General features: G+C 42.9%; 18 protein-coding genes. 3 read left to right on the forward strand and 15 right to left on the reverse strand.

All coding sequences use genetic code 11. From position 1 onward, the window contains the following. The 11 genes from BLA28_RS02265 to BLA28_RS02315 form a co-directional block, all read right to left on the reverse strand. Entirely contained in the window at positions 1-1,431 is a 1,431-nt protein-coding gene (locus BLA28_RS02265) for an MATE family efflux transporter (protein ID WP_069155851.1), read from the reverse strand. Between the two features lie 9 nt (positions 1,432-1,440). Then, positions 1,441-3,558: a glycosyltransferase gene (locus BLA28_RS34380; RefSeq protein WP_071698872.1), complete on the reverse strand. Its 2,118-nt coding sequence runs from the start codon at positions 3,556-3,558 to the stop codon at positions 1,441-1,443. Next, a complete protein-coding gene (locus BLA28_RS02275; protein ID WP_141702857.1) occupies positions 3,506-4,960 on the reverse strand; it encodes a hypothetical protein in 1,455 nt (484 codons plus the stop codon). Before BLA28_RS02275 ends, BLA28_RS34380 begins: the two co-directional genes overlap by 53 nt. Continuing rightward, a complete protein-coding gene (locus BLA28_RS02280; RefSeq protein WP_069155854.1) occupies positions 4,953-6,107 on the reverse strand; it encodes a glycosyltransferase in 1,155 nt (384 codons plus the stop codon). Before BLA28_RS02280 ends, BLA28_RS02275 begins: the two co-directional genes overlap by 8 nt. Positions 6,108-6,132: 25 nt before the next feature. Continuing rightward, complete coding sequence (locus tag BLA28_RS02285) at positions 6,133-7,269, reverse strand: glycosyltransferase (protein WP_069155855.1); 1,137 nt, start codon at positions 7,267-7,269, stop codon at positions 6,133-6,135. Beyond that, positions 7,266-7,841, reverse strand: a complete 576-nt coding sequence (locus BLA28_RS02290) for an SH3 domain-containing protein (protein WP_069155856.1) — start codon at positions 7,839-7,841, stop codon at positions 7,266-7,268. Before BLA28_RS02290 ends, BLA28_RS02285 begins: the two co-directional genes overlap by 4 nt. Positions 7,842-7,928: 87 nt before the next feature. After that, on the reverse strand, positions 7,929-8,960 hold the full coding sequence (locus BLA28_RS02295) for a glycosyltransferase family 2 protein (protein ID WP_069155857.1): 1,032 nt from the start codon (positions 8,958-8,960) through the stop codon (positions 7,929-7,931). Between the two features lie 80 nt (positions 8,961-9,040). Next, positions 9,041-10,810, reverse strand: a complete 1,770-nt coding sequence (locus BLA28_RS02300; RefSeq protein ID WP_069155858.1) for a hypothetical protein — start codon at positions 10,808-10,810, stop codon at positions 9,041-9,043. A gap of 100 nt (positions 10,811-10,910) precedes the next feature. Further along, positions 10,911-11,564 carry a hypothetical protein gene (locus BLA28_RS02305; protein ID WP_069155859.1) on the reverse strand — a complete coding sequence of 218 codons (654 nt, stop codon included), beginning with the start codon at positions 11,562-11,564 and terminating at the stop codon, positions 10,911-10,913. 112 nt (positions 11,565-11,676) lie between these two features. Continuing rightward, the gene (locus BLA28_RS02310) at positions 11,677-12,078 is read right to left on the reverse strand and encodes a helix-turn-helix domain-containing protein (protein ID WP_044971557.1); all 402 of its coding nucleotides are present in this window, start codon (positions 12,076-12,078) and stop codon (positions 11,677-11,679) included. A gap of 138 nt (positions 12,079-12,216) precedes the next feature. After that, positions 12,217-13,344, reverse strand: coding sequence for a site-specific integrase (locus BLA28_RS02315; RefSeq protein WP_069155860.1), 1,128 nt, complete (start codon positions 13,342-13,344; stop codon positions 12,217-12,219). 677 nt (positions 13,345-14,021) lie between these two features. Between BLA28_RS02315 and BLA28_RS02320 the strand changes: the two genes are divergently transcribed. Further along, on the forward strand, positions 14,022-15,908 hold the full coding sequence (locus BLA28_RS02320) for a beta-L-arabinofuranosidase domain-containing protein (RefSeq protein ID WP_069155861.1): 1,887 nt from the start codon (positions 14,022-14,024) through the stop codon (positions 15,906-15,908). Here BLA28_RS02320 and BLA28_RS02325 read toward each other — a convergent pair. The 3 genes from BLA28_RS02325 to BLA28_RS02335 all read right to left on the reverse strand — a co-directional run bounded on the left by BLA28_RS02325 (position 15,892) and on the right by BLA28_RS02335 (position 18,833). Beyond that, entirely contained in the window at positions 15,892-17,889 is a 1,998-nt protein-coding gene (locus BLA28_RS02325; RefSeq protein ID WP_069155862.1) for a glycoside hydrolase family 31 protein, read from the reverse strand. The two genes, BLA28_RS02320 and BLA28_RS02325, sit on opposite strands and share 17 nt — an antisense overlap. 171 nt (positions 17,890-18,060) lie before the next feature. Then, positions 18,061-18,267 carry a hypothetical protein gene (locus BLA28_RS02330; protein WP_009251117.1) on the reverse strand — a complete coding sequence of 69 codons (207 nt, stop codon included), beginning with the start codon at positions 18,265-18,267 and terminating at the stop codon, positions 18,061-18,063. Between the two features lie 20 nt (positions 18,268-18,287). Then, positions 18,288-18,833 (reverse strand): CarD family transcriptional regulator, encoded by a 546-nt coding sequence (locus BLA28_RS02335; RefSeq protein ID WP_069155863.1) that lies wholly within the window; start codon positions 18,831-18,833, stop codon positions 18,288-18,290. A 417-nt stretch (positions 18,834-19,250) separates the two neighbouring features. Between BLA28_RS02335 and BLA28_RS02340 the strand changes: the two genes are divergently transcribed. Next, positions 19,251-20,144, forward strand: coding sequence for an AraC family transcriptional regulator (locus tag BLA28_RS02340; protein ID WP_069155865.1), 894 nt, complete (start codon positions 19,251-19,253; stop codon positions 20,142-20,144). 3 nt (positions 20,145-20,147) lie between these two features. Here the strand turns inward: BLA28_RS02340 and BLA28_RS02345 are convergent, their stop codons facing one another. Further along, positions 20,148-22,265, reverse strand: a complete 2,118-nt coding sequence (locus tag BLA28_RS02345; RefSeq protein WP_069155866.1) for a glycoside hydrolase family 3 C-terminal domain-containing protein — start codon at positions 22,263-22,265, stop codon at positions 20,148-20,150. A gap of 382 nt (positions 22,266-22,647) precedes the next feature. Between BLA28_RS02345 and BLA28_RS02350 the strand changes: the two genes are divergently transcribed. Next, positions 22,648-23,442 carry an Rpn family recombination-promoting nuclease/putative transposase gene (locus tag BLA28_RS02350; protein ID WP_069155868.1) on the forward strand — a complete coding sequence of 265 codons (795 nt, stop codon included), beginning with the start codon at positions 22,648-22,650 and terminating at the stop codon, positions 23,440-23,442. Positions 23,443-23,511 lie beyond the last annotated feature (69 nt).

Genomic DNA, 23,511 nt, shown 5'->3' on the forward strand with positions numbered 1-23,511 from the left:
CTAACCTCTCCTTTTTCCCAAACTGCCATAAAATAATTTCTTTATATCCTCCTTATAAAAAACAATTGTAATTAAAATAAATGCGGCTTCGTAAACCAGGAAACCCTTTACAAGAACTTTTGTATTGAAAACAACGATATAAAAACATATACTGACACACAACATAAAAATCAGGTTTTTTTTATAAGTGATATCCAGCTTTTTTTTCAAATAGGAAACGGTTATAATATACCATACCAGTAAAGTTAAAATAGAAGCAAAAGATATTGCTTCGGGAGTTCCGTACATTTTCCAAGCAAGTAAATTTAAAAGGAAAGATAAAATAAGAGCTCCTATTCCCATTAGAAAAAAAGGTAGATTGAAATCCAAAATTTTATAATATGTAAAAATAATAATTGTAATACAAGATGAAAATATCAATCCCGGGAAAAGTATTTGTAAATATGATAAAGATTGCATATACTTGGGAAGAAAAGTTTCTATCACCCCTGCCAATGGAAAATAACTTCCAAGACACAACATAACGAGACTTTCCACTCCCCAGATTCCCATTGGCAGAAATGTTATTGCAATTTCTCTTTTCGTTCTTTTTAATGTAGGAAATAAAACCAACGAAACTGCGCTAACTACCGTTGTAATCATTGAAATAAGAGAATATGCAAAAGAATAAACCGCATATTCAGGAGCACTGAATAACACAACAACAAATTGCCTATCTAAATTAAGCACCAACTGCAAAACCTGATAAGATATGGTTAAAAATATTCCACTTTTAAAATATTCCCAAATTTGACCTTTCACCGAAGCCAAACTGCTTTTCTTTCCCCAGAGACATTCACGGTAATTCCAAAAATAGTACAAAAGTATACACCAATTTGCAAAAGTATACAGCATAAGGTACAACCGGTAACCGACTATTCTACCCGAAGCGGCCTGCACAATACACAGTCCGACGACAATACCAAAATTCATTAATGACGTAGCTATTTTCACTCTTGAAAATTCATTAAACCGCATACTAGCCTGGGAAACAAACTGGAAAAATGTAATAATGTTAATTGAAAAAGTACATAAACCAAGGGAGAAAAAAATGTATCCATATTCACCTTCGGCAAAAAAAGAACCCACTATAATGATAAAACTAACAATTAACTGAAAAACTATAAAAAAATGTGAGATTGTCCTCATGTTTGCTTTTTCTAAATTCACGTACGAAACACCACTGTTTTTTAAAAGGAATCCGTCCGGAAATCCCATATGCAGAATTCCCGTATATGTAAGATATAGCGAAAAAATTTTAAAGAAACCATAATCTTCCAAACTGAACAATTTGGGTAGAAGGAAACCACCAGCAATGCCTCCCAACAAAGAAATCATATTTGCCAGCATAACGTTAATAATATTTTTTATAAACCTATCTCTTTTATTCATATGGCTGTCTCATTTTCTGCCACCTAATTGTCTATTACATATATGCTTTAATAATTGCATAACCCCTGATGCTTTCTCACCAAGGCCGCAAAGGCAACAAATTATACGCAGCCGCCTTGCCTTAAATACATGAGCAGTCATAATCAGGCCGAAATTCTTAATAATAATCTGTTTCAACTCCATCTGGTATTCCTTATAATCCTTCCGGTTTCGGCTGCATGAAAGATTAATAAAATTATCTACAACAGAATATAAATAATACATATAAGCTGCCTCCCGAAGCGCTGGGCAGCAATTTAAAATATCCTGATATACATTCCATGAATAACAAGTATATATTTTTTTTGCATTGCTAAACTCAGATCTCGTGGTACTTCCTTCTCTGGAACGCTGTTCGTATACACAAAAATCACATTGAACATTCTTTTTACTCTTTAGAACAATTTTATACATAATAGGAACATCTTCAAAAATCGTTCCTTCCGGGAATCTGACATCCGCCCATAATTCTGCCTTGTAAATTTTGGCAAATGTATTGCTATCAAGTCCATCGTGTAGAAACATTCTTCTGCAAGCTTCCCTGGAATCAAGAATACTAATATGGCCACAGTGGTATAATTCCTGTTCTTTCCCAATACCAAACAACCTGATGCCACCGTAACAAATATCCGCTTTATAAGATGTAATTGCACTATACAGGTTTTCTATCGCATTATCCGCCAGTCTGTCATCGGAATCCAAAAATATATAGTAATGTCCACTACATTTTTTCAATGCTAAATTTCTGGCTTTCGACTGTCCTCCGTTATTCTGGTGGAAAACCTTGATACGCCGGTCGATTTTACTGTAAATTTCACAGATATCACCACTTCTGTCGGTAGAACCGTCATCCACTATAATTAATTCCCAATTTTTATAGGACTGACAGATAACACTTTTTATGCACTCTTCTACATAATTTTCCGTATTGTATAATGGTGTAATAACCGAGACTAATTCATCTATAGAATTTTTATTGTTTTCTGACGGTAATACGTTTTTTAATATCATGAGTCCTGCCTCGCTGCTGTATTTATCTAAATACAGCCGATATACTTCTTCCTGAAAGAAAGGGACTTGAGTTTTATAAAACCATTTAATACTTTCAATGAATTCCCTTTGTGAATTACAGCGAAAAACACCTTTAACATTCTCAGTCTCGTATCCTTCCAACGCTTCGTCTGTTGCAAAAATAGTTCTGCCATACATCATTGCTTCCGCCGTTTTTACTTTCATGCCAGAGCCATATAAAACGGGTATTACAATTACCGGAAAACGATAATAATAATCTTCAAGATTTTCTACCGTCCCTATGACAATTACATTCTTTTGTTCTAAATACTGCTTGCTCCGTTCAAAATCTTTTCCTACAACGTACAATGTAAAATCCGGCAAGTCAGGCATTACGCAATTAATAAACCACAAAATACCATCATAATTAGGGCCGAAATTTGAACCAATAAATAATAATTCCTTTTTTGAAATTTTATGTACAACCTTCTTTGAATCAAAGTGGTTTTCAAATGTAACCGGCAGTATGGCATCCGCTTTTCTTCCATATTCATTATAGATCTCACTACTGTCTCTCTCACTGATACAAATCAAGGTATCACATTCAGATACCGCAATTCGTTCACATTTACTTACAGCAAAATATCCCAAAGCATAAATCAGCCCCTCATGTTTCATTTTCAAATAATAATATTTCTTTTCAAAGTTATGTTCGAATACAACCGTATAAATGCTATCCGGTATTTTGGGTAATAAATTTCCTGACAAAGAACCATCAAAAAAAACAATATCCGGATTAATGTGGATAATCAAATTCGTTATCTCCCGTTCTTTCCACGGGAAATACATTTTGTATCCCATGGTCTGCGCCAATATAGCCTTCCACCTTCTCAACCTCTTATAAGCATAATAGTGTTCAGGTAGTTTACCCTTCCATTCACTAAAAAAAAGAATATCCACATTTTCTTTTCCATAAATATTCTGCAAAAATTTAAGATTATTTTTACAGGCATGTTCTCCTCCGCTATAGTAGGATTTCATTAGATCCGCACTTGTTAAAAATAATATTTTTTTCATTGTCTGTCTCATCTCCAAAGCTAGCAGATACCTTACTGTTTACTTGATTGCCATTACATTCCGTTAGGGCAAAAGAAATCAAAATTATGCTAACAGGTGCACAAAACGGACCTACGGGATAAAAAAATGTCGCGAACAGAAATGTAACTGCCAATACCTGACATATTTTTTTATCCTCTCTATTTTCATTTTGATGTTTCTTAAATTTCTTGAAAATTTCCATAAGCAGGTACAACCATAATACAAAACCGATTAATCCATAATTTATCAATATATTCTGAGCAAAACTGTTATTCTTGTATATATCATTATTTAAGTTCATATATAATTGTCGAATAAATTCATTTCCCAGATTATCAGGAATATCTAACATTCTGCTTCCACCTGTAAAAAGCAACAATGCAAATGATACTATGATAAAAAATGACTGTTTATACCATTTCTGAAATTTTCTCATCAATACGGCTTCCGGATTTCTATTACACGGAACCTTTTTCCAATAAGCTTTTATTCCTCTACCCAAACAAAGCAGAAAAAGGTCAATGTAAATTCCATATCTGGTTAAAATATTTTCATGCAAAGTAACGTCTGTTAAATACTGTAGTAAAGGTAAATTTGTCATTATTCCGAGAAAAACAAAACAAAGCACCAGATTTCGTTTAATCAAAGTTACAGTAGGTTGATAAAAAAGAGGTAATAACAATAAAAAAACGCCGGCCATACAGATAGCTGCAATATTTCCAAATAAAAAGAGAACCACACTTCCTAAAATTGATACCAACAGATAAAAATTTCTCCATCCTGTTATGCACCCTTTTTCATACAAAACAGAACTGATACAAAAAGAAAACAATAGCCAGGATGCTGCTTCCGGCTGCCTCAGCAAAATATCCGCCCCCAGAATTCCCTGTCTTTCTGTCAGATAATAATACAGCATATCCAAATACAGTAAAAAAGAAGAAAATAACACCAAATTAAGATAATGAACGAAGTTCCCTGAAAAGGATTTCAAAAGGAAGAAAGTAACTATCAAACATACAAAAAAAATATCTGTTTCAAAATTATCTTCCTGCAAAATAATCCTGATACTTCCTTTTATTATAAACAACACCGCTAAAAGCAACAAAATGCTGTCTATTCGACATAGCCGTTTTCTTGCTGTTTTTCCTTTCTGTAGGGGAAAAAAAAGGTACAATAAAGCTGTCAGTAATGTAAGGATATAATAAAGAAACTCTTTTTCCGAAAAAGAAACAAATATCTTAGCATCCCCCAGATACAACGGATACAGAAAACACATAATACGCAAATAAATATCCAGAATGGCCAATCTTCCTTTACATAAATCTGGACAGAAAAAATCTTTTATACTATAAATAACCATTTTTATTTCTGTTTTACTCAATAGTTTCTGCATCCTTAATATTTTCCCCAACACATCTGCCCAGAAAATCCCTGAAATCTTTTTCTATCGCACCCGTTTCATATTTATTCAAAAAATGTTGTCTTACTCTTTGATTCATATGGGAATTTTTATTTACATTGGCCTTTATTTGGCTCACAAATTCTTCCTTGGTATTACATTCAAAAATTCCCCTACCTCTTACTCCTTCTATGTCATAGCCTTCCAGTGCTTCTTGAGTTGCAAATATATTTTTACCATACATCATGGCTTCCGCTGTTTTAACTTTCATACCATTTCCAAAGAAAACAGGCATAATAACCGCATTCGCCTGATTATAATATACCGACAGATTGTCTACTGTACCTATGACTTCAACATTAACTCTTTCAAGCTCTTTTTTTCTGCTCTCCATATTTTTTCCGACAATATAAAGCATACACTCTGTTAGTTCTGGCATTACTTCTTCAACAAACCATTCTATTCCCGATATATTAGGACCAAACAGCGAGCCAACAAAAAGTAAAATAGTCTTTGATTTTGTTCCCGTAATATCTTTTTTCTCGGCGTAAACGTCGTTAAAAGTAATAGGTAATATGTAGCCCTCTTTATTCTTATATAGTTGTTTGGCTTGCTTTTTATCTCTTTCATTCAGGAAAATACAGAAATCGGCTGCCTTAACCGCATGCTTTTCATTATACGAATATGAAAAATAAGGTATGATATAGCCAACACCCTCATGAAGAAGCTTATTTTTGGCATAATTTTTTTCGATATTATGAAAGAATACAATTCTTACTGCATCCCTTCCTATATTCTTCAGGAAGCTGCCTATCGTAGAAGAGTCACAGAAGATGATATCTACTTTTAAATAATTTATATAATTTATAACTTCTTTTTTTATCTTCCGACTACAAACATTTCTTCCTGACATGGTGTTCAATAATAATTGGATTTTATTTTTTTGTGTAGGAAATATCTTTTCATTTTCAAATAAGTGCTCATATTTATAATTGGAGAACATACACAAATAAACGTTTTTATCACCGAAGATACTTCTAAGTAAATTATAATTTCGCAGACTGCATTGCTGTCCTCCGTTTTGAGGATTGTATAGAAATTCATGTCCTGCAATAAACAATATTTTCACTGACAAATCCTTCTTTCTTATTTCATCAGACGAGCCTTTCTATAACCTCTACAATTTTGTCCCAGGAAAAGCAATAAGCCCTATTCCTCACATTTGTAATAAATTTTTCTTCTTTCTTTTCATCAAAATAATTTCTGATTGCCTCTGCCAGCTGCTTTGAATTTTCTTCTTCCACCACATACCCAGTCTTCCCATCCTCAACCACATCCGGCAATCCTCCCACGTTGGTAACCACCACAGGCTTCTCAAACCCATACGCAATCTGTACAATCCCACTCTGTGTTGCATCAACATAAGGCAGAACCACCAAATCACATGCAGCAAAAAATTTTTCTATATCCCGGTCAGGTATATATCCGTCACAAATGTCAATAAACTTTTCAACATTTTTTTCCTTAATTAGGCTAACATATGTCTCTTTGTTTTCCTCACTCCCAAAATCCCCGACAATCATTAACTTAACATCTGCTATCCTGCGACTGATTTCAGGCATGGCTTCTATCAAATACCGCAACCCTTTATACTCTCTCACAAATCCAAAAAACAGAAGTATTTTTTCATGCATGGATTTTCCCAAAAGTTCTCTGGATTTTTCTTTCGACAGGTTTTCAAACTTAAATGCATTATAGGTTGGATGAACCGTCTGCTCATATCTGGCATCCGGCATAATCCCTTTCAAGTCTTCAGCATCCTTTCCCGATTGGACAATAAAATAATTCCCCTGTTTCAGAACCATCCTTGTCAGCAATTTATCCATCGGGAACCGTTCATGCGGGAATACGTTATGACATACGAAAAGAATTTTCAAAGCCCCCAAAGCCTTAGCCATACTCCAATAGCAAGGGGCAAAATAAGGATGCCACCATTGAATAATAACCAAATCCGGGTTTAGTTTTTTAATCTTGTTGGCAGCGGTAAACCAGTTTACCGGATTCGCCGTATGTATCCAATAATTGGTATCTTCTATTTTAAAACTGTCATTTTCATAATCTCTTTGTTCTTTTTTATAAAGCAGTTTAGGATATTGAAACTTATAGGAAACCATAGTTACCTTATACTTATCAGAGAGCGCACGATACATCAGTCCTGTATAGTGGGAAATACCTCCCTTATATGGGTATACCGGCCCTATAAGAACAATATTTTCCATATCCTTATTCATTTTACTTTTCCTGTATTTTTCTTCATATTTGAAGGTCTTTCATCATTTTTGGGTTTACGCAATGCAGAAACCAAACCTGTAACAAAAACTGCAGCAATTAAAACAATAATAATAATTCTCCACACCTTAGAACGCGCTATCGCCTTCCTCTGCATTTCCAAAGATTCAATAAACGCAGCGTCTTCTTCTCCAATTTTCTGCATTTCCTGATCTAAAGCTTCCGCGTCCAATAATGTCGCTGCCGTCATATCCGCTGCGGGCACAAACGCTGTTTTTCCCTGGTAATAAATCTCACACCAGCCATTTGTTTCTTCTCCCACAACCAAAAGATGCGTTCCGGCCTGCAGCTTAACAACAGAAGCCGCGCCTTCTTTCGGCTGCTCCAGGCCAACAGTGTCAACTGCTGCCGCCATTAAATTCCCCTGCACATTTGCCGCTTCCTGGTTTTCATCTTTTTCCGCCGCCCGCGCATGCAGGGAAAAACCAGCACAAAATAAAATCGTAATAAAAAGGCACGTCAGCACACAAACTAATCTCTGCCTGATATAAATTGCATTACCAATCTTTTTCATTTTTATACCCCTTGTCCGCTTCAGCGGACATTAATTCAATATTTGATACATACTTTGTTTCAAACATTCTTCCATCTGTTCATTTCTTTACCGTACCGCAGCCTCTTCCTCTCTCTCCGGTTTAAAATAAAGAATATCCTTCGTACCGTCTTTCCTTTTATCTTCTCTCACCGGTGCCTCTCTGTCGTATTCCATCCGTTTCACATGATACTGCACATCCTGAAGGATCTTCCGGTTCGCGGCAATCACATCAGCAACCAGTCCAATCATAAAGGTCAGGAATCCGATTATAATCAACGTGCAGGCCAAAATAAGGGACTGTATATGGCCTCCGCCCGTCCCGTTTGCAAGAAAATATAAGAACCTCACACCAATTCCCAATCCAATCAGCACGCTGGGAATCGACAGCAATGTAAAGCACATAAGCGGCTTATACATCATATAAGCTCTCAGAATCGTCAGCACCGATTTCTTTACATATCCCCAGATACTCTTAAACAGTCGGGAAGGGCGTAATTCAGCATTCGTCCTGATAGGAACGCTTGTAACAGCGATTTTTTCTCTTCCCGCCTGTACGATTGTTTCCAATGTATATGTATAATCATTTACCACATTCATCCTCATGGCGGCTTCCCGTGAAAAGGCCCGGAAGCCGCTGGGTGCATCCGGAATGTTGGTATGGGAAGCTTTACGTACCACCCAGCTTCCAAAATGCTGCAGCTTCTTCTTCACAAAAGAGAAATGTTCCGTATCGTCGATAGGCCGTTCTCCTATTACCATGTCCGCTTCGCCGTCTAAAATGGGCTTAATCAGTACGGCGATATCCTCTCCGCAATACTGATTATCCGCATCCGTATTCACTATGATATCGGCGCCGCATTTCAGGCAGCCATCCAGTCCCGCCACAAATCCTTTCGCCAGACCCTTATTCTGTTTGAAATTCACCACATGATGGACTCCCCATTTCCGGGCCACCTCTACCGTATCATCATGGCTTCCGTCATTGATGATCAGGTATTCAATGGTATCAACCCCATCCAGCTTTTTAGGCAGATCATTAAGCGCCACTTCCAGAGTTTCTGCTTCGTTATAACACGGGATTTGAATAATCAGTTTCATAACAGCCTCCGCTTTCTCTGATTGTATTTTTACAGCAGCTTCCCTTCATAATGATTACTTCTTTTAATTGCATCTATAAATCAGGGATTATAATACAAGCACAAATGCCCTGCTTCCCAGCTTCTTTCATACTGCGCTTCAAAAAGGTCTCTGTACTCACTGCCGGATTCCAGGATGAGCTTATCGTTCCCTCGTATGTCTTCCGGCCTGATTTCCTCTTTTCCGGCATCCAAAATATCAATTTTTATATTTCTCATCCGAAACTGCACCTGTTGAATATAAGGGTTATCCCCCTCATAGATATGGATAATCCGTCCTGAACCATCTGATTCCAGGGCCTCCTTAAGCTTGTCTGCAATCTGTATATCTCCATATCCATAGGAATTTCCAATGTAAACATAATGCTCACTGGCCTGAAGCCCCAGCGCTGTCTGCAGAAGCAAAACAACCGCCAATAGCCATTCCATCCGCTTTTTTGTGAGAACAGTTATTACTGCCGCAGCCAGAAGAATCAGGCATACTCCCATTCCCCAGGCCTTCCATAAAAAGGGAATTGCGCGGTAGCTCTCTTCTTCCAACAGATAACTTATTCCAATCATAAAGTAACCATGGATATTTGACATATGGGTATTATTTGTATTGACAACTAAGCCTACAGCACCTGTCAATAATGCTGTAAAACCTATAATCATACCGGTTCCAAGCCACAATCTTCTGCTGTCCAGAATCTTTGTTATTCCCAGTGCCAGAAGCAACGGGACAATCAATTCACTGTATCTGCCATGTACAAACAAATCCAAACGGTCATTTCCTGCATCCGCACTGCCCAACGTATAAATAACTGTAACCAGAAACTGTGCGGCTGTTGTAAAGGCTAAAAACAACCAGATAAAATTTTTTCTTACCAGTCTTCCTTTTTTCCATTCCCGAAAAAAAGAAATCACTTTTATAATAAGGAAATAAATTCCCCAATAGGCAATCCCATAGGTTGCCAATCCCAGATAAAGCATCTTTGCTATGCAGCCGGCAAGGAAATTTTTCATGCCATCCGGGCTGAATAAAACCTTAAGCTTTCCCCACTGTCCCGAATAGTCATTATTTTGGAGCAGTTCTTCCGAAGCCCCGTGATAGAGTCTTTCGATCAGGCCGTTTTTAATTCCAAGCCCAATCAGGAACAAGGCAAGCAGTAAAAGCAAAGCGAATAATACATTTCTTCGAAGCCTGGAATCCTTACTGCTGACAGCCCACAAAAGCAAGGTCAGGCTCCCCGCTGCAATCATCCCGATACTTCTCATATGGACAAAATAGATATACACAAGCGCCACAGCCAGGCCTGCGGCAGTGATCGCCCGGGGGTTTTCAAAAAAACAAACGGATAAATAGCAAATTAATATGTATATAAACAGAAGCAGTCCTTCTGTCATAGTCATCTGCATGTAAAAAATCCAGGGCGGATATAGCACGGCAATCCCGCTGATTATCACAGCCCTTTCTTTTTCCATCTCAGGAAAAAGCTTCTGCATCAGCTTGTATAGAAGCACAAGTCCGATACACATCAAAATCATATTTACCACTACCGCTGTCCGGTAGGCCATAATGGAATCTTTCACAAAATATAAAATGGGAGCCAGAATCAGACTGTATCCAAAGGAGTAATAAGAACCGAGAGATGTCGTTTCAGACCAGTCCCATCCCAGCATTTTGGCTGCCGGCGCCCAGTAGCCAAATTCATCCGGGAACAGGGAAAATCCAAATATACGCTGCAGCCCATACTGGCACAGGCAGAAGCACAAAAGTATAAGCAGTATTAAATACACAGCCGCTTTATTTTTCTTCAGTTTATATAGCATACCTGTCCTTTACGAGAATACTGGGAAACAACCGGCAGCCGCCTGCCAGTCATCTCCCAGACATCTTTCCTGTTGTTCCTTATCGCTTTTTCTTTCCGGATTAAGCCACAGGATACATGATCATTGCATAAGCGCCGAGACCGCCTGTAGTACTGAAGGTTACGGTATTAGGATCTGCATCCAGATCGGGAAGAACCTCGATAACACCGCCGGGGCGTACACAAATCATTGCATAAGCATAACCGGGCTTAACCGCGTTTTTCGGAATTCCGAATGCCATGGTTATAGGAGCTCCGCCCTGAGCCAGCAAAGAGAACTTTCCGCCTGCAAGCTTGCCCAGCTCTACGTTAACGGTAGCAACTACAGTACCGCCAACTGCTCCGGCAGCTGCATTGATGCTTGCCATAGCGGCCGGACTCTTTGCTTCGCTGATATCGTATACTCTCACATAAGGCTGCTCTCCCGGTGCCAGACCGTAGCCTGCTGCCAGAGTTGCCTTATCCGTTGCAACTACAGTTCCGGGAATTGTCTTAGACATATACGCTCCCTTTACTGTGGAAGTCAGAACTTTTCCGCCAACGCTTACTGTGCTGGTCTCAGGGATCGTAGCGGCTACTTCTGTTGATACGGAAGTACTGGATCCTTCGGACGGAGCATTATTGTTGGTAGATGCATTCACTCCCATCACCGGAGCCATGACAAGGCTCAGTGCAAGTGCTGTTGCAAGCACTTTTTTTAATGACTTACTTTTCATCTTCTTCTCCTCCTTGCGAGTTATAAGATTTTATATCCAATCATGCATCTTTATGTAACACATAACACATAATATGAATATCCTCTCAGACATCCATTCGTTCCCGGATGTTCTATGCCGGATTTTGTTTACTTTCTTCCCCGATAGTATTCTTTTCCCGTGATTTTCCGGCCCGCCGGGCATAAATAAGCATCATATCAAGACAGCACTCATATTCTTCCGGTTCCAACTCTTTCAGAATATTCATTACTGCCTTCCCTTTGTCCGGTATTTCCTCTTTCTTTCCTTCGGGATTACCATATATAATATAATCCAGGGATAAGCCATAAAGATCGGACAATGCTATCAGGGTTTCTATGCTCATACCGCAGCTTCCGCGTTCGATATCTGCATAGTATTTTTCCACCTTGCCTACTTTTTCGGATACGTATCCTCTGCTCCACCCCAGTTGTTTACGCCGTTCATACAAACGGTTTCCCGCCATCAGGCGATTATAGCTTTTTGTTTGGGCCATGTTCTGCACCTGCTGTCTTTCGTAACGCAATTTCAGTTTTCGTAAAATACTTTCTTTTGCGAAATAAACGGCAGAACGCTGCTTACTACATATCTATTGTCAAAAATGACCATTTTTTTGACGGCCTATGACTGTTCATTAAGATGCCAGTCTGTACCCGGCCATCAATTGTTTTTTCCTTTCCATGTCGGAATGAACATATATTCTCATTGTGGTGGTAATGTTGGAATGTCCCAGAAGTTCACTGAGGGTTTTCATATCAAATCCCCTGGAAATGCAGTTTGTGGCAAAAATGTGGCGGAGCATATGGAAGTTGAAATAGGGAATTCCCAGCTGTTCCAGGATTTTCTTAAAACGGTACTGCAGCGTGCGTGGCTCCAGATATTCCTTTTTCTTACCTGCAAGGATATATCCTTCTCCGTTTCCTTTTAGCTTTTTCAAATAATCAAGCAGATAGGAAGGAACCGGAATTTCCCTGTTGGAGCTTCTTGACTTCGGATCGGATATAATAATCTTCGTCTTCTTGTCCTCTTGCTGGAAGGTACGGATTCTCTGCATGGTTCCTCTTATTTGTATGGTGCCCTCTTCCCAATTTATATTTTTCCACTGCAGGGCACATAATTCCCCGATACGCAGGCCGCAGCATCCGGATAAGAGGATTCCTATGCTGGTAGCGTCCTTTTCTTCCGCTTTGTATGACAGATAAGCTTCCAGCCTGCGAAGCTTATCGCCTTCAGGAGGGGTAACCGTCCTGTTTTGGGCGGGCGCCGTCGGGGAAAGCCACTGCGGTACGCCGCAGTGATATTTTTTATCCAGGAAATGAAAGATTTGGCTTGTTATTACCTGGATTTGATGCTTATAAGCTCCGGAATATTTCTTTTGTTCCCCTTCCTTTAAACCGGGTAAGGAGACCGGAGGATCGATAAGCAAAGCATCCGCAGACTGCGTTCCCCACAGGGGAAGGACATGCTTTTCCGTAATGGAACGATAGGTGGCATAAGTGGATTCCTTCCATTTATTCCTGTTTTCCTCCAGCCATAGTCCGGCGGCTTCTTCCAGGGTCATTTTGTCAGGCAGCTGTGATTTTTTTCCTGCTTTGTGCAGTACGATCTGTTTTCCGGCAAAAAGCTTTTCCCGGACCTCTCTGTATGATTTACCGTACACAGAGCGGTATAAGGCCTTTGTGCCGGACGGATTCGGTATCCGATATCGTCCCTCCCATCTGCCGTCTTTTCTTTTATATATATTTTCACCTTTTCTTGCCATAAATTCCTCCATAATACTGACGAAATATTTGACGGTTTATAAATTAACCAATCCTGTTCATATAGATAGCGCTCCAAACGTGATTGCCTGTTAATCTTTTTACCGTTATTTAATTTTTGGATTTCAGAATTTTTGTTACGAATAATTTTAAAAATAAAACGTTTTTACGTTAAGCGACATTTTAGTGTAATATTTTATGCAGAGATTGACAAAATTCAAAACTTATTTTATAATGAAAGCCAAATGAACCATTAAAAATAAGTTGCAGAATATATTGTTTTTTTCGCAAAAGAAAGTATTTTGCGAAAGGAATTCCATAATCTATTATGAGAGTTTCCATATGCTGGCAGGCGTTTGATACGTCTGCTTTTCTTTTGTCATTTTTTTAGATATTATCATAATATTGAATATTTCAGCTCAGAAAAAGCAGCCTCAGCGGTATCAGGCAGTTCTTTCTTTGTTCAGGATATGGCTTCGCCGCGTCCCTCCTTTTCCGGACAGCTGCTTTCTCCTGACCATAAAAAAATTAAAAGGGATACTTTTCCATTTTATACATGCTTTCTACCACTCTGTACATTCCTGTGATTCTTTTACCTCCTTATAATATAGATATTGATACGGCTGCCGTCCTTATTTATTCTGTCGGCAGTAAAGCACTTTCCTGAAGGAGGTAATTTATGGTAAAGACAGGGCAATTAACTGAACTGAACGGGCGGCAGACTCTGCTGCTGGATCCGGAGCTTCGCCGCCGGGAAGAGGAAAACCGCAGCTATATGATGCATCTGGAAAACAGGTTTCTTCTGCTGAATTTCAATCTGGAATCAGGCCGGGATACATCGGCGGAAGCCATCGAAGGCATGCATGGAGGCTGGGAGTTTCCCACCTGCCAGCTGAGGGGGCATTTTCTGGGGCACTGGCTGTCCGCTGCCGCCATGCATTATCATGCCACGGGCGACAGGGAAATTAAGGCCAAGGCGGATACTCTGGTAGAGGAGCTGGCTGAATGCCAGAAAGAGAACGGCGGCAGGTGGGCGGCCCCCATCCCCGAAAAATATCTGTACCGCATCGCTGCGGGCAAACAGGTGTGGGCTCCTCATTACACCATCCATAAGGTTTTTATGGGCCTGCTGGATATGTACGAATATGCGGGTAATGCCATTGCGCTTGAAATAGCTGAGAATTTTGCGGACTGGTTTTATGATTGGACCAAGGATTTCAGCCGGGATGAGATGGATGATATCCTGGATTTTGAAACTGGGGGTATGCTGGAAATCTGGGTCCAGCTGTATGCCATTACCGGCAAAGATAAGTATGCGGCGCTAATGGAACGTTATTACAGAGGACGTCTGTTTGACCCTCTTCTGAAAGGCGAGGATGTCCTCACCAATATGCATGCCAACACCACCATACCGGAAATTATCGGATGTGCCCGGGCTTATGACGTGACGGGTGATGAAAAATGGAGGAATATCGCAGAAAATTATTGGGATCTGGCGGTGACTCAGCGCGGGCAGTATGCCACGGGCGGGCAGACCTGCGGAGAAATCTGGTCTCCGAAAAAGAAATTGGGAGCCCGGCTGGGGCTGAAGGGGCAGGAACACTGTACGGTATACAATATGATCCGGCTTGCCGGTTTCCTGTTCCGCTGGAGCCTGGATCCGGCTTATCTGGATTATCAGGAAAAGCTTCTGTATAACGGTCTGATGGCCCAGGCCTACTGGCAGAGTAATTTAAGCCACGGCTTCACCAGCCCTTATCCTTCCAAAGGACTTCTCACCTATTTCCTGCCCATGCAGGCCGGCGGCCGTAAGGGCTGGAGCAGCAAAACCGGGGATTTCTTCTGCTGCCATGGGACACTGGTACAGGCGAATGCGGCTTTTAACCGTGGGATCTATTATCAGTCTGAAGACAGTCTTTATGTCTGTCAGTATCTTGACAGCCAGGTTTCTTTTTCCGTAAATGACAGCAGGGTTACTATTCTGCAGAAAGCGGATCCCCTCACGGGCAGCTCCCATCTTGCAAGCACCTCTTCAGCAAGACAGTCCGTGCTGGAGGATACCCGTAAATACCCTTCCCAGCCGGACTGTCTGGTTCCCTGTCTGAAAATGCAGTTGGAAAAAGAAACGGAAATGACGCTGCAGCTGCGCATTCCCGGCTGGCTTGCAGGCGAAGCCGTCATTCTGGTAAATGATACGGAAGTGTATCGAAACAATGATTCCTGCCTGTTTGTACCTTTGAAGCGGGTATGGAAAGACGGAGACATCATCCGTATCCTGCTGCCCAAGGCCGTAAAAACCTTCCCGCTTCCCGAGGATGAAAATACCGTTGCCTTCCTGTATGGTCCGGTGGTCCTGGCAGGGCTTTGTGAGGAGGAACGCATCCTTCATGTACCGGCCGGCAGCACGCCGGATCAGCTTCTCACCCATGACAACGAACGGGAATGGGGAAGCTGGAAATCCACCTTCCGCACCACAGGACAGGAACGGGGTATCCGCTTCGTCCCTTTATATGAAGTGGGATACGAACCCTACAGTATTTATTTCCCGGTTAAATCAGACCGATAAGCTCACTTTGGCTCCCGTCTTTCAAAAAAACGGGAATCACAGCAAGGGGAGCCCGGACGAGAACCGTCTGCCCGCCTTCAAAGGCCATACCGTCATGGAGGAATACCCATGTATGGCCTGCGGGCAGATACACCTCCCGCTCCGTGGCTCCTTCATAAAGAACCGGAGCTGTCAGCATATCACTGCCGAACATATATTGTTCCTTTAATTCCCAGCAGCATTCCTGCTCCGGGAACTCATAGAACATAGGCCGCATTACCGGCCTTCCCCATTCATGGGCTTCCTCCATCAGCTTCCTTATATAAGGGCGCATGGCCTCACGCAGGCGGATATATGACGTAAGAATCCGGCAGATATCCTCCCCGAAGCTCCATACCTCATTAGGGCCGCCGGAATGCTGGTATCTGCGTCCATCCTTCCCAACCACCTCTTCGGCCGGAAGACGATCCCCGTGCAGCCTCATCACAGGACAGAAGGTTCCCCATTCAAACCAGCGTACCAGAAGGCTTCGGAATTCTTCTTTTTCCGGATCCCCTCCCGTAAAGCCTCCGATATCGGTGGTCCACCAGGGGATTCCGGCAATTCCCATATTCAATCCGGCACACAGCTGTCTTCTGAGAGCTTCCCAGTCCGAATGGATATCCCCGGACCAGACAAGGGCTCCGTAACGCTGGCTTCCCGCCCATGCGCAGCGCACCAGGCTGACTGTCTGTTCTTCCCCTGCACGGCGCAGCCCTTCATAAAATGTCCTTGTGAAAAGCTGGGGATACAGATTTCCCACCTGTGCCTGGGTTCCCATGCGGCAACGGTAATTATCATAATCATAAACGGTAAAGCCCGGCTCCGCTTCATCCAGCCAGAAAAGGCGTATTCCTTTTTCGTAATAATTTTGTCTGCATTTTTCCCAAAGATAATCCCTGGCATCCGGATTGGTCACATCGGTAAAGGTACTGTTTTCATTAAAAAGCTTGGCCAGATCAATACCTTTTTCCGCCTTAACCAGAAATCCCTTCTGCTTCATTTCTTCATAATTTTCACTGGTACAGGCCACCTCCGGCCATACAGATACCATCAGCTCCACGCCCATTTCCTTAAGCGAACGCACCATGCCTTCCGGATCAGGGAAAAATTCCTCGTCAAAACGGAAATCTCCCATTCTGGGCCAATGAAAAAAGTCACACACAATAACATCCAGAGGGATTCCCCGCCTGTGATACTCTCTTGCTGTCTGAAGAAGCTGCTCCTGGTTCCAGTACCGCAGCTTGCACTGCCAGAAGCCCAGGCCATATTCGGGCATCTGCGGCACAGTCCCGGTGACCGCTGCATAAGCACATTCGATTTCATCCGGCGTATCCCCTGCCGTAATCCAATAATCCATCTGCCGGGTACTCTGTGCCTGCCATTGTGTGGTATTCGCACAGAAGCTGACACGCCCCACCGCCGGATTATGCCACAGGAAACCATACCCCAGGCTGGACAGTACAAAAGGAATGCTTACCTGGGAATTTCTCTGCGCAAGCTCCAGGCTGCAGTTCTTAATGTTCAGAAATTCCTGCTGGTACTGCCCCATTCCATACAGCTTTTCCTCTGCCTGTGAGGCAAAAGATACGGTCAGCTCATAATCTCCGCCGATAACAGGCTTAAAATACCGGCTCTTTTTATTCAGAGCACCGCCCTTCCCCTCTTCCTGAAGCAGCAGCCGTCCCTTCCTGTCATAAAAGGAAAGACGGGCCGGGCCGCTCCCCGTTTTACTTTCCATAACCGCCCGCAGACGGCCGTTCCTGATCTCGCTCTTTTCCTCGCCAATATCAATGGTAACCGCCGTATCCGCCTGCGGAAGAAGCGCATAATCCGTATCCTCCGGCTCCCTCATAACAGCGCTCCTCACCCGGAGGCTGTTATTCCCCCAGGGCTCTACTACCAGCGTTTCCCCATCCCACCGGTGTACCAGCTTGTTTCCTTCCCTGCTCATTGTCTGCATATCAGTCAGCTCCTTCACTCTTAATAAATCAGATCCTATTCACTGATTTCATTATAGGATTTTATAGACACACAAACAAGACTCCGTCGAAAGGAAAGATCCGTTCCACATAAAAACAGGTATACGGCGCCCTGTACATTTTCCGGCCGTATACCTGCTTATCCCGCTGCTTCAGATACGTCTTCCGATATCCTCCATCAGCTCTTCCTGAAGATCCTCATCCATCATTTTCATATCGCTGGCAAAAACCTCCGGGTAAGGCAATGCCTTATCCCCGAATATTTTACCGAAGGATACATATATCTTGTTATCCTTAAGCCCTATGACACTTCCCATTCCGAAACGTTTATGCATCACTTTTTTATCCATGATTTTCATCTTCTTCTGCCTCTTTTTCCTTATTTTATGCTGTATTCCATAAAGGACTCAGCATCCTCCTGCATTTGCATGCCCACCTTTTCGGTTATATACTCCTCCATCTTCTCTTTGGGAATCTCCAGGCTTACAGACAGTTCCCCATACAGGTTATCCTCTGCCATTTTAAAATACTTCCGATCCATGGCTGTAATCTTTTTTCCCTGGGAAAGACGCTGCTGGTTTCTGAGCCAAAGGGTTTTTATGATCTTAATCCACTCCCGGCAGTCACAGCTGTTCACCGCCTGTTTATAGTTCAGCTCCCGCTGCCGTTCATCCGCCACCCAGAGATTCCCTATTGAGGGAATACTGTCAATCAGCTCCGCCGCCTCTTTCCTGTTCAGGATTCTGCGCATTTCCGTCTTCTGCCCATCCACCGGCGTAAATATCCTGCCTTCCTTATCCTGGGCGGGCTGAAGGACATAGTACAGCCTATCCCTGCTGGCGCCGCTTATCGCAATCTTCGAAATGTCTGTCACTTCACAGACTCCTTTGTTTCCATAAATAATGAATTCCCCTTTTTGAAACATGCCGCCTCTCCTTTCTTCCTGCGGTACAGACTCTAATTCCTTATCTTGAAGGAAAAAGAAAAAACCATGCTGCCCAAACACTACGGCAGAAAGGTTTTCCTGGGTTTCCTGTATTTATTTTACCAAATTCAAAAGGCGGCGGGCAAGTAGTTTTTCTCTATATACATACATTTTTGTTTACTTTTACGCATATATACTGAAAAAAATTTGTGAACTTTTACATACTTTTTTATCTGCACCCCACTGAATATTCATAGTTACATTTTTTCTTTCAAATGCTATACTATTATCAGAGTTGTCGCCATTTTTCCGCAAGGCCGGTTTCCGGCTGCAGGACTGCGGAAAATACAGCAGATAACCAGACACGACCCGGCTTATTTTTACGAATTGACAGCACCGGCTTAGGAGATACAGGTAATGATTGAAATACTTAACGGCACACATGAGACAGTGGCTTACCGGGACATGAAAGGCATCAAGGCTTTCATGAATACGGATCCGGAAGATTTCCCTCTTCACTGGCACACCGCTCTGGAACTCATTATGCCAATAAAAAATGGCTATACGGTACGGACCAACGGGGAAACCATCCGCTTTTCTCCGGGCGATATTATACTCATTCCTCCGGGAGAGCTTCACTCCCTTCATGCCCCTGAGGAAGGGGAACGGATGATCATGCAGTTTGATTATTCCCTGCTCTGCAATCTGGCGGGCATGGATTCCCTGCTTCATATGCTGCGGCCTTACCGTTTAATACGGGCCGGGCAGTCCGACGGCCTCGGGGAAACGCTTCGGGGATACCTGGAAGAAATCATGGCAGAATATACAGGTGAGGATCCTTTCCGGGAGCCCAGTGTCCATTCTCTGTTTCTTCGATTTTTTGTGGCTCTGGGACGCAAGTGTCTGGCGGAAGGAAATAAATTTCCCGATATTTCTCCCAGCAAACAGCAGGAATACATCGAAAAATTCATGTCCATCTGCAGTTATATCAACGACCACTGCACGGAAGCGCTGAGCATTGATGCCCTGGCCTCCATGGCCGGCTTCAGCAAATATCATTTTTCCAGGCTTTTCAAACAGTTTACGGGGATTTCCTGCTATGAGTATCTTATAAGCAGAAGGCTGGCGTACGCAGAAAGGCTGCTGCTGCAGCCCGATCTGTCCATCACAGAGGTAGCCATGCAGTCCGGCTTCAACAGCCTTTCCACCTTTAACCGGATTTTTAAAACGGCCAAAAGCTGTACCCCTTCTTCTTATAAATCTCTGAACAGGGGAACCAGACTCGATACCTCCGGTTCCCTGTCCCTGTAATCATCAGGCGAGATTGATTTCTACCTTTACAGGCTCTGTTCCGGTCAGGCTGATGCTTCTGTCATCAGGCTGGCTGGTGCCTACAGACAGTACGAAATGACTGCTGTCCACATATTTCTTTCCTTCTTCATCCACGGCCATAAGCGCTTCATAAGGAACCTTCAGCAATATCTCCGCCTTCTCTCCCTTTTTCAGGCTGACTCTCTTAAATGCACACAGGCTGTGGTTGGGCACCGCATTTTTGGAATCCAGATCCTTGATATAAACCTGAATCACATCATCCGTGTCATATTTTCCGCTGTTTTCCACCATTGCCTTTATGGTAAGCTCTTTTCCCTCTTCCACAGCACCTGTCAGTTCGGCAGCTTTCACGCCGACCTGTCCGTAGGTGAGGCCATAGCCGAAGGGATACAGAGGTTCTTTTTCCAGATAACGGTAGGTTCTGCCTTTCATGGAATAATCTTCAAAAGCGGGGAAGCCCTCCAGATCCTTATAGAAGGTAACAGGAAGCTTTCCGGAAGGAGAGCAGGCTCCGAACAGGATTTCTGCGGCTGCTTTTCCTCCCCTTGCGCCGGGATACCATACCTGAAGAATGGCGTTAACATGCTCTGCTGCAAACTGCATGTCGATGGCGCTTCCTGACATCATGCACAGCACGACCGGTTTGCCGCATCCGGCCACCGCTTCCAGAAGTTCTCTCTGGGATTCAGGCAGCTCCAGATCCTTCTTATCTCCGGAAGCATAGCTGTTTCCGGTATCGCCTTCTTCTCCTTCCAGATTCTCATCCAGGCCCAGACAGAGAACTACCACATCGCTGTGCTCCGCCACCGTAAGGGCTTCCGAGATTCTGTCCTGCTTCCATCCAAGGCCTTCTACCCTGTCCTTGTAAATATGGCAGCCTTCGGAATAATAAACACGCACATCCTCACCCACAAAATCCTGGATTCCTTCCAGAAGGGTGATATAACGGGAGGATGTCCCATGATAATTGCCAACAAGAGGGGTACGGCTGTCCGCATTGGGGCCGATAACGCCGATTGTCTTTAAGCCGTCCTTATTCAGGGGAAGGATACCGTCATTTTTCAGAAGCACCATGCTTTCTTTTGCCATTTTCTGAGCAAGCTCCAGATGCTCTTTACATTCCACCACTTCATAAGGGATATCGTCATATTCATTTTTATCAAAACAGCCCAGAAGGAATCTGGTTGTAAACAGCCTTTCCGCAGCCTGGGTGATTTCCTCTTCCGTGACAAGTCCCTGCTGGTATGCCTTCAGCAGATGAAGATAAGTGACGCCGCAGTTCACATCACAGCCGGACTTCAGCGCCAGAGCCGCCGATTCCTCCGGTGTTTTGGTTACCATATGGTGCATATGGAAATCGGCAATTGCCCAGCAGTCGGAAACATAGTGTCCCTGGAAATCCCATTCCTCCCGTAATATATTCTGAATCAGGGTGGGGCTTCCGCAGCAGGGCTCTCCGTTTGTCCTGTTATAGGCGCCCATGACAGCTTCCACTCCTGCCTCTTTTACACAGGCTTCAAAAGCGGGAAGATAGGTTTCATACATATCCTTCTTGCTCGCCTGGGCATCAAATTCATGACGCACGCTTTCAGGTCCGGAATGAACGGCAAAATGCTTGGCACAGGCTGCTGTTTTCATAAAGTCATCATCCTGGCTGCCCTGCAGGCCTTCCACATAGGCCACGCCCAGGCGAGAGGTGAGATAAGGATCCTCTCCATAGGTCTCATGTCCTCTTCCCCATCTGGGATCCCGGAAAATATTTACGTTAGGAGACCAGAAGGTAAGCCCTTTATAAATATCCCTGTCATCATGCCTGGAATATTCATTATATTTGGCTCTTCCTTCCGCTGCCACCGCATCCCCGACTGTTTTCAGCAGTTCGTCGTCAAAGGCTGCCGCCATGGCGATTGCCTGAGGGAAGCTGGTTGCCACACCGGCTCTTGCCACCCCGTGAAGAGCCTCGTTCCACCAGTTATAGGTAGGGACTCCCAGTCTGGGGATTGCAGGCGCATCATACCTTAACTGAGATGCCTTTTCTTCCAGGGTCATCCGAGAAACCAGCTCATGTGCCTTTTCTTTTGCCCATTCTCTGTTTCGCATTATGTAATTCCTCCTTATTGTTTTTTACGTTATTATCTGAAGTTATTATAGCAAATTTATCTGAAGAGATACTTCCGAAATATAGCTGGATGATGATTAAATATTGCGGTCCTTTTTCCGCTGTGCTACAATCAAAGCAGGCAATGAATTCAACATTTCTGATTATCTGTTTTCTTATGTACCGTCCCTTCAAAGGCCGGTATCTGATGCATGGTATCCTCTGCAGATACCAAAACATGCACGGCTGTGTATGTAAATGCATGAACTCCTTGCTGACAACAAAATAAGCAGGGAGAAGAAAAGGCGATGCTTCTCTCTGCGCAGACCAAGGATGCCGCACTACGCGGATCATCCTTAGATTCAAAGAAAGAGAGGAACGCCTATGGAACTGAATATGACAGGATTTCCGGAGGAACAGCTCCTTCCGGAGGGCTACCAGTTTAACCTGAGCGATTTCGCCTTGTTTTTATCCGTTATGAAAAACAAGGACGCTTATGAAAACACGCTGAGCATCATCCTTGACGAACCGGATTTAAAGCTTGCCGAAGTGGAGGTGGAGCAGGTGGTTCTGAACGAAAGCGGAAAAAGGGCCATTCGGCTGGATGCCTGGGCGCGGGATGTCAAAAACCGGCATTTCAATACGGAAATGCAGAATGATTCCAAAAATGACAATCTGCGGAAACGCTCCCGTTTTTACCAGGGACTGCTGGATACTCCCATACTCAAGGCGGGAAAGAAAACCAAATACCGGTATCTTCCATCCACTGTTATTATCTTCATTACCCAGGAGGATATTTTTTCCTGTGATTTGGCAATGTATACTTTTACGGAACAGTGCGAAGAGGTCGCCGGCCTGCATCTGGATGACGGGACAAAAAAGATATTCCTGAATATGGCCAGCAAAAACGGTCGCCCGGAATTAATCAGTCTTCTGCAGTATATGAAGAATACAACGCTGGATAATCCGGATATACTGGTAAGGGATAAGAGAATCAGGAAATTAGATCGGATAGTGAAAGAGGTAAAACAATCGGAAGAATGGGAGGCTGCTAAGATGAATATTCTTGAGATTGGCATGGAAAAGGGAATTCAAAAGGGGCTTGAAAAAGGAAAACTGAAAGGCCAGGACTATAATGTACCCATAGATGTGGACACATTAAGAAGAAGGGTTCCTTGAAAATGGACACTATGAAGAAGGGATGTCCCCTCCAAAGTGGACAGATTGAAAAGGGGGTTCTTTATCTCT

It is taken from the genome of Eisenbergiella tayi (assembly GCF_001881565.1).
GTDB classification, from domain to species: domain Bacteria; phylum Bacillota; class Clostridia; order Lachnospirales; family Lachnospiraceae; genus Eisenbergiella; species Eisenbergiella tayi.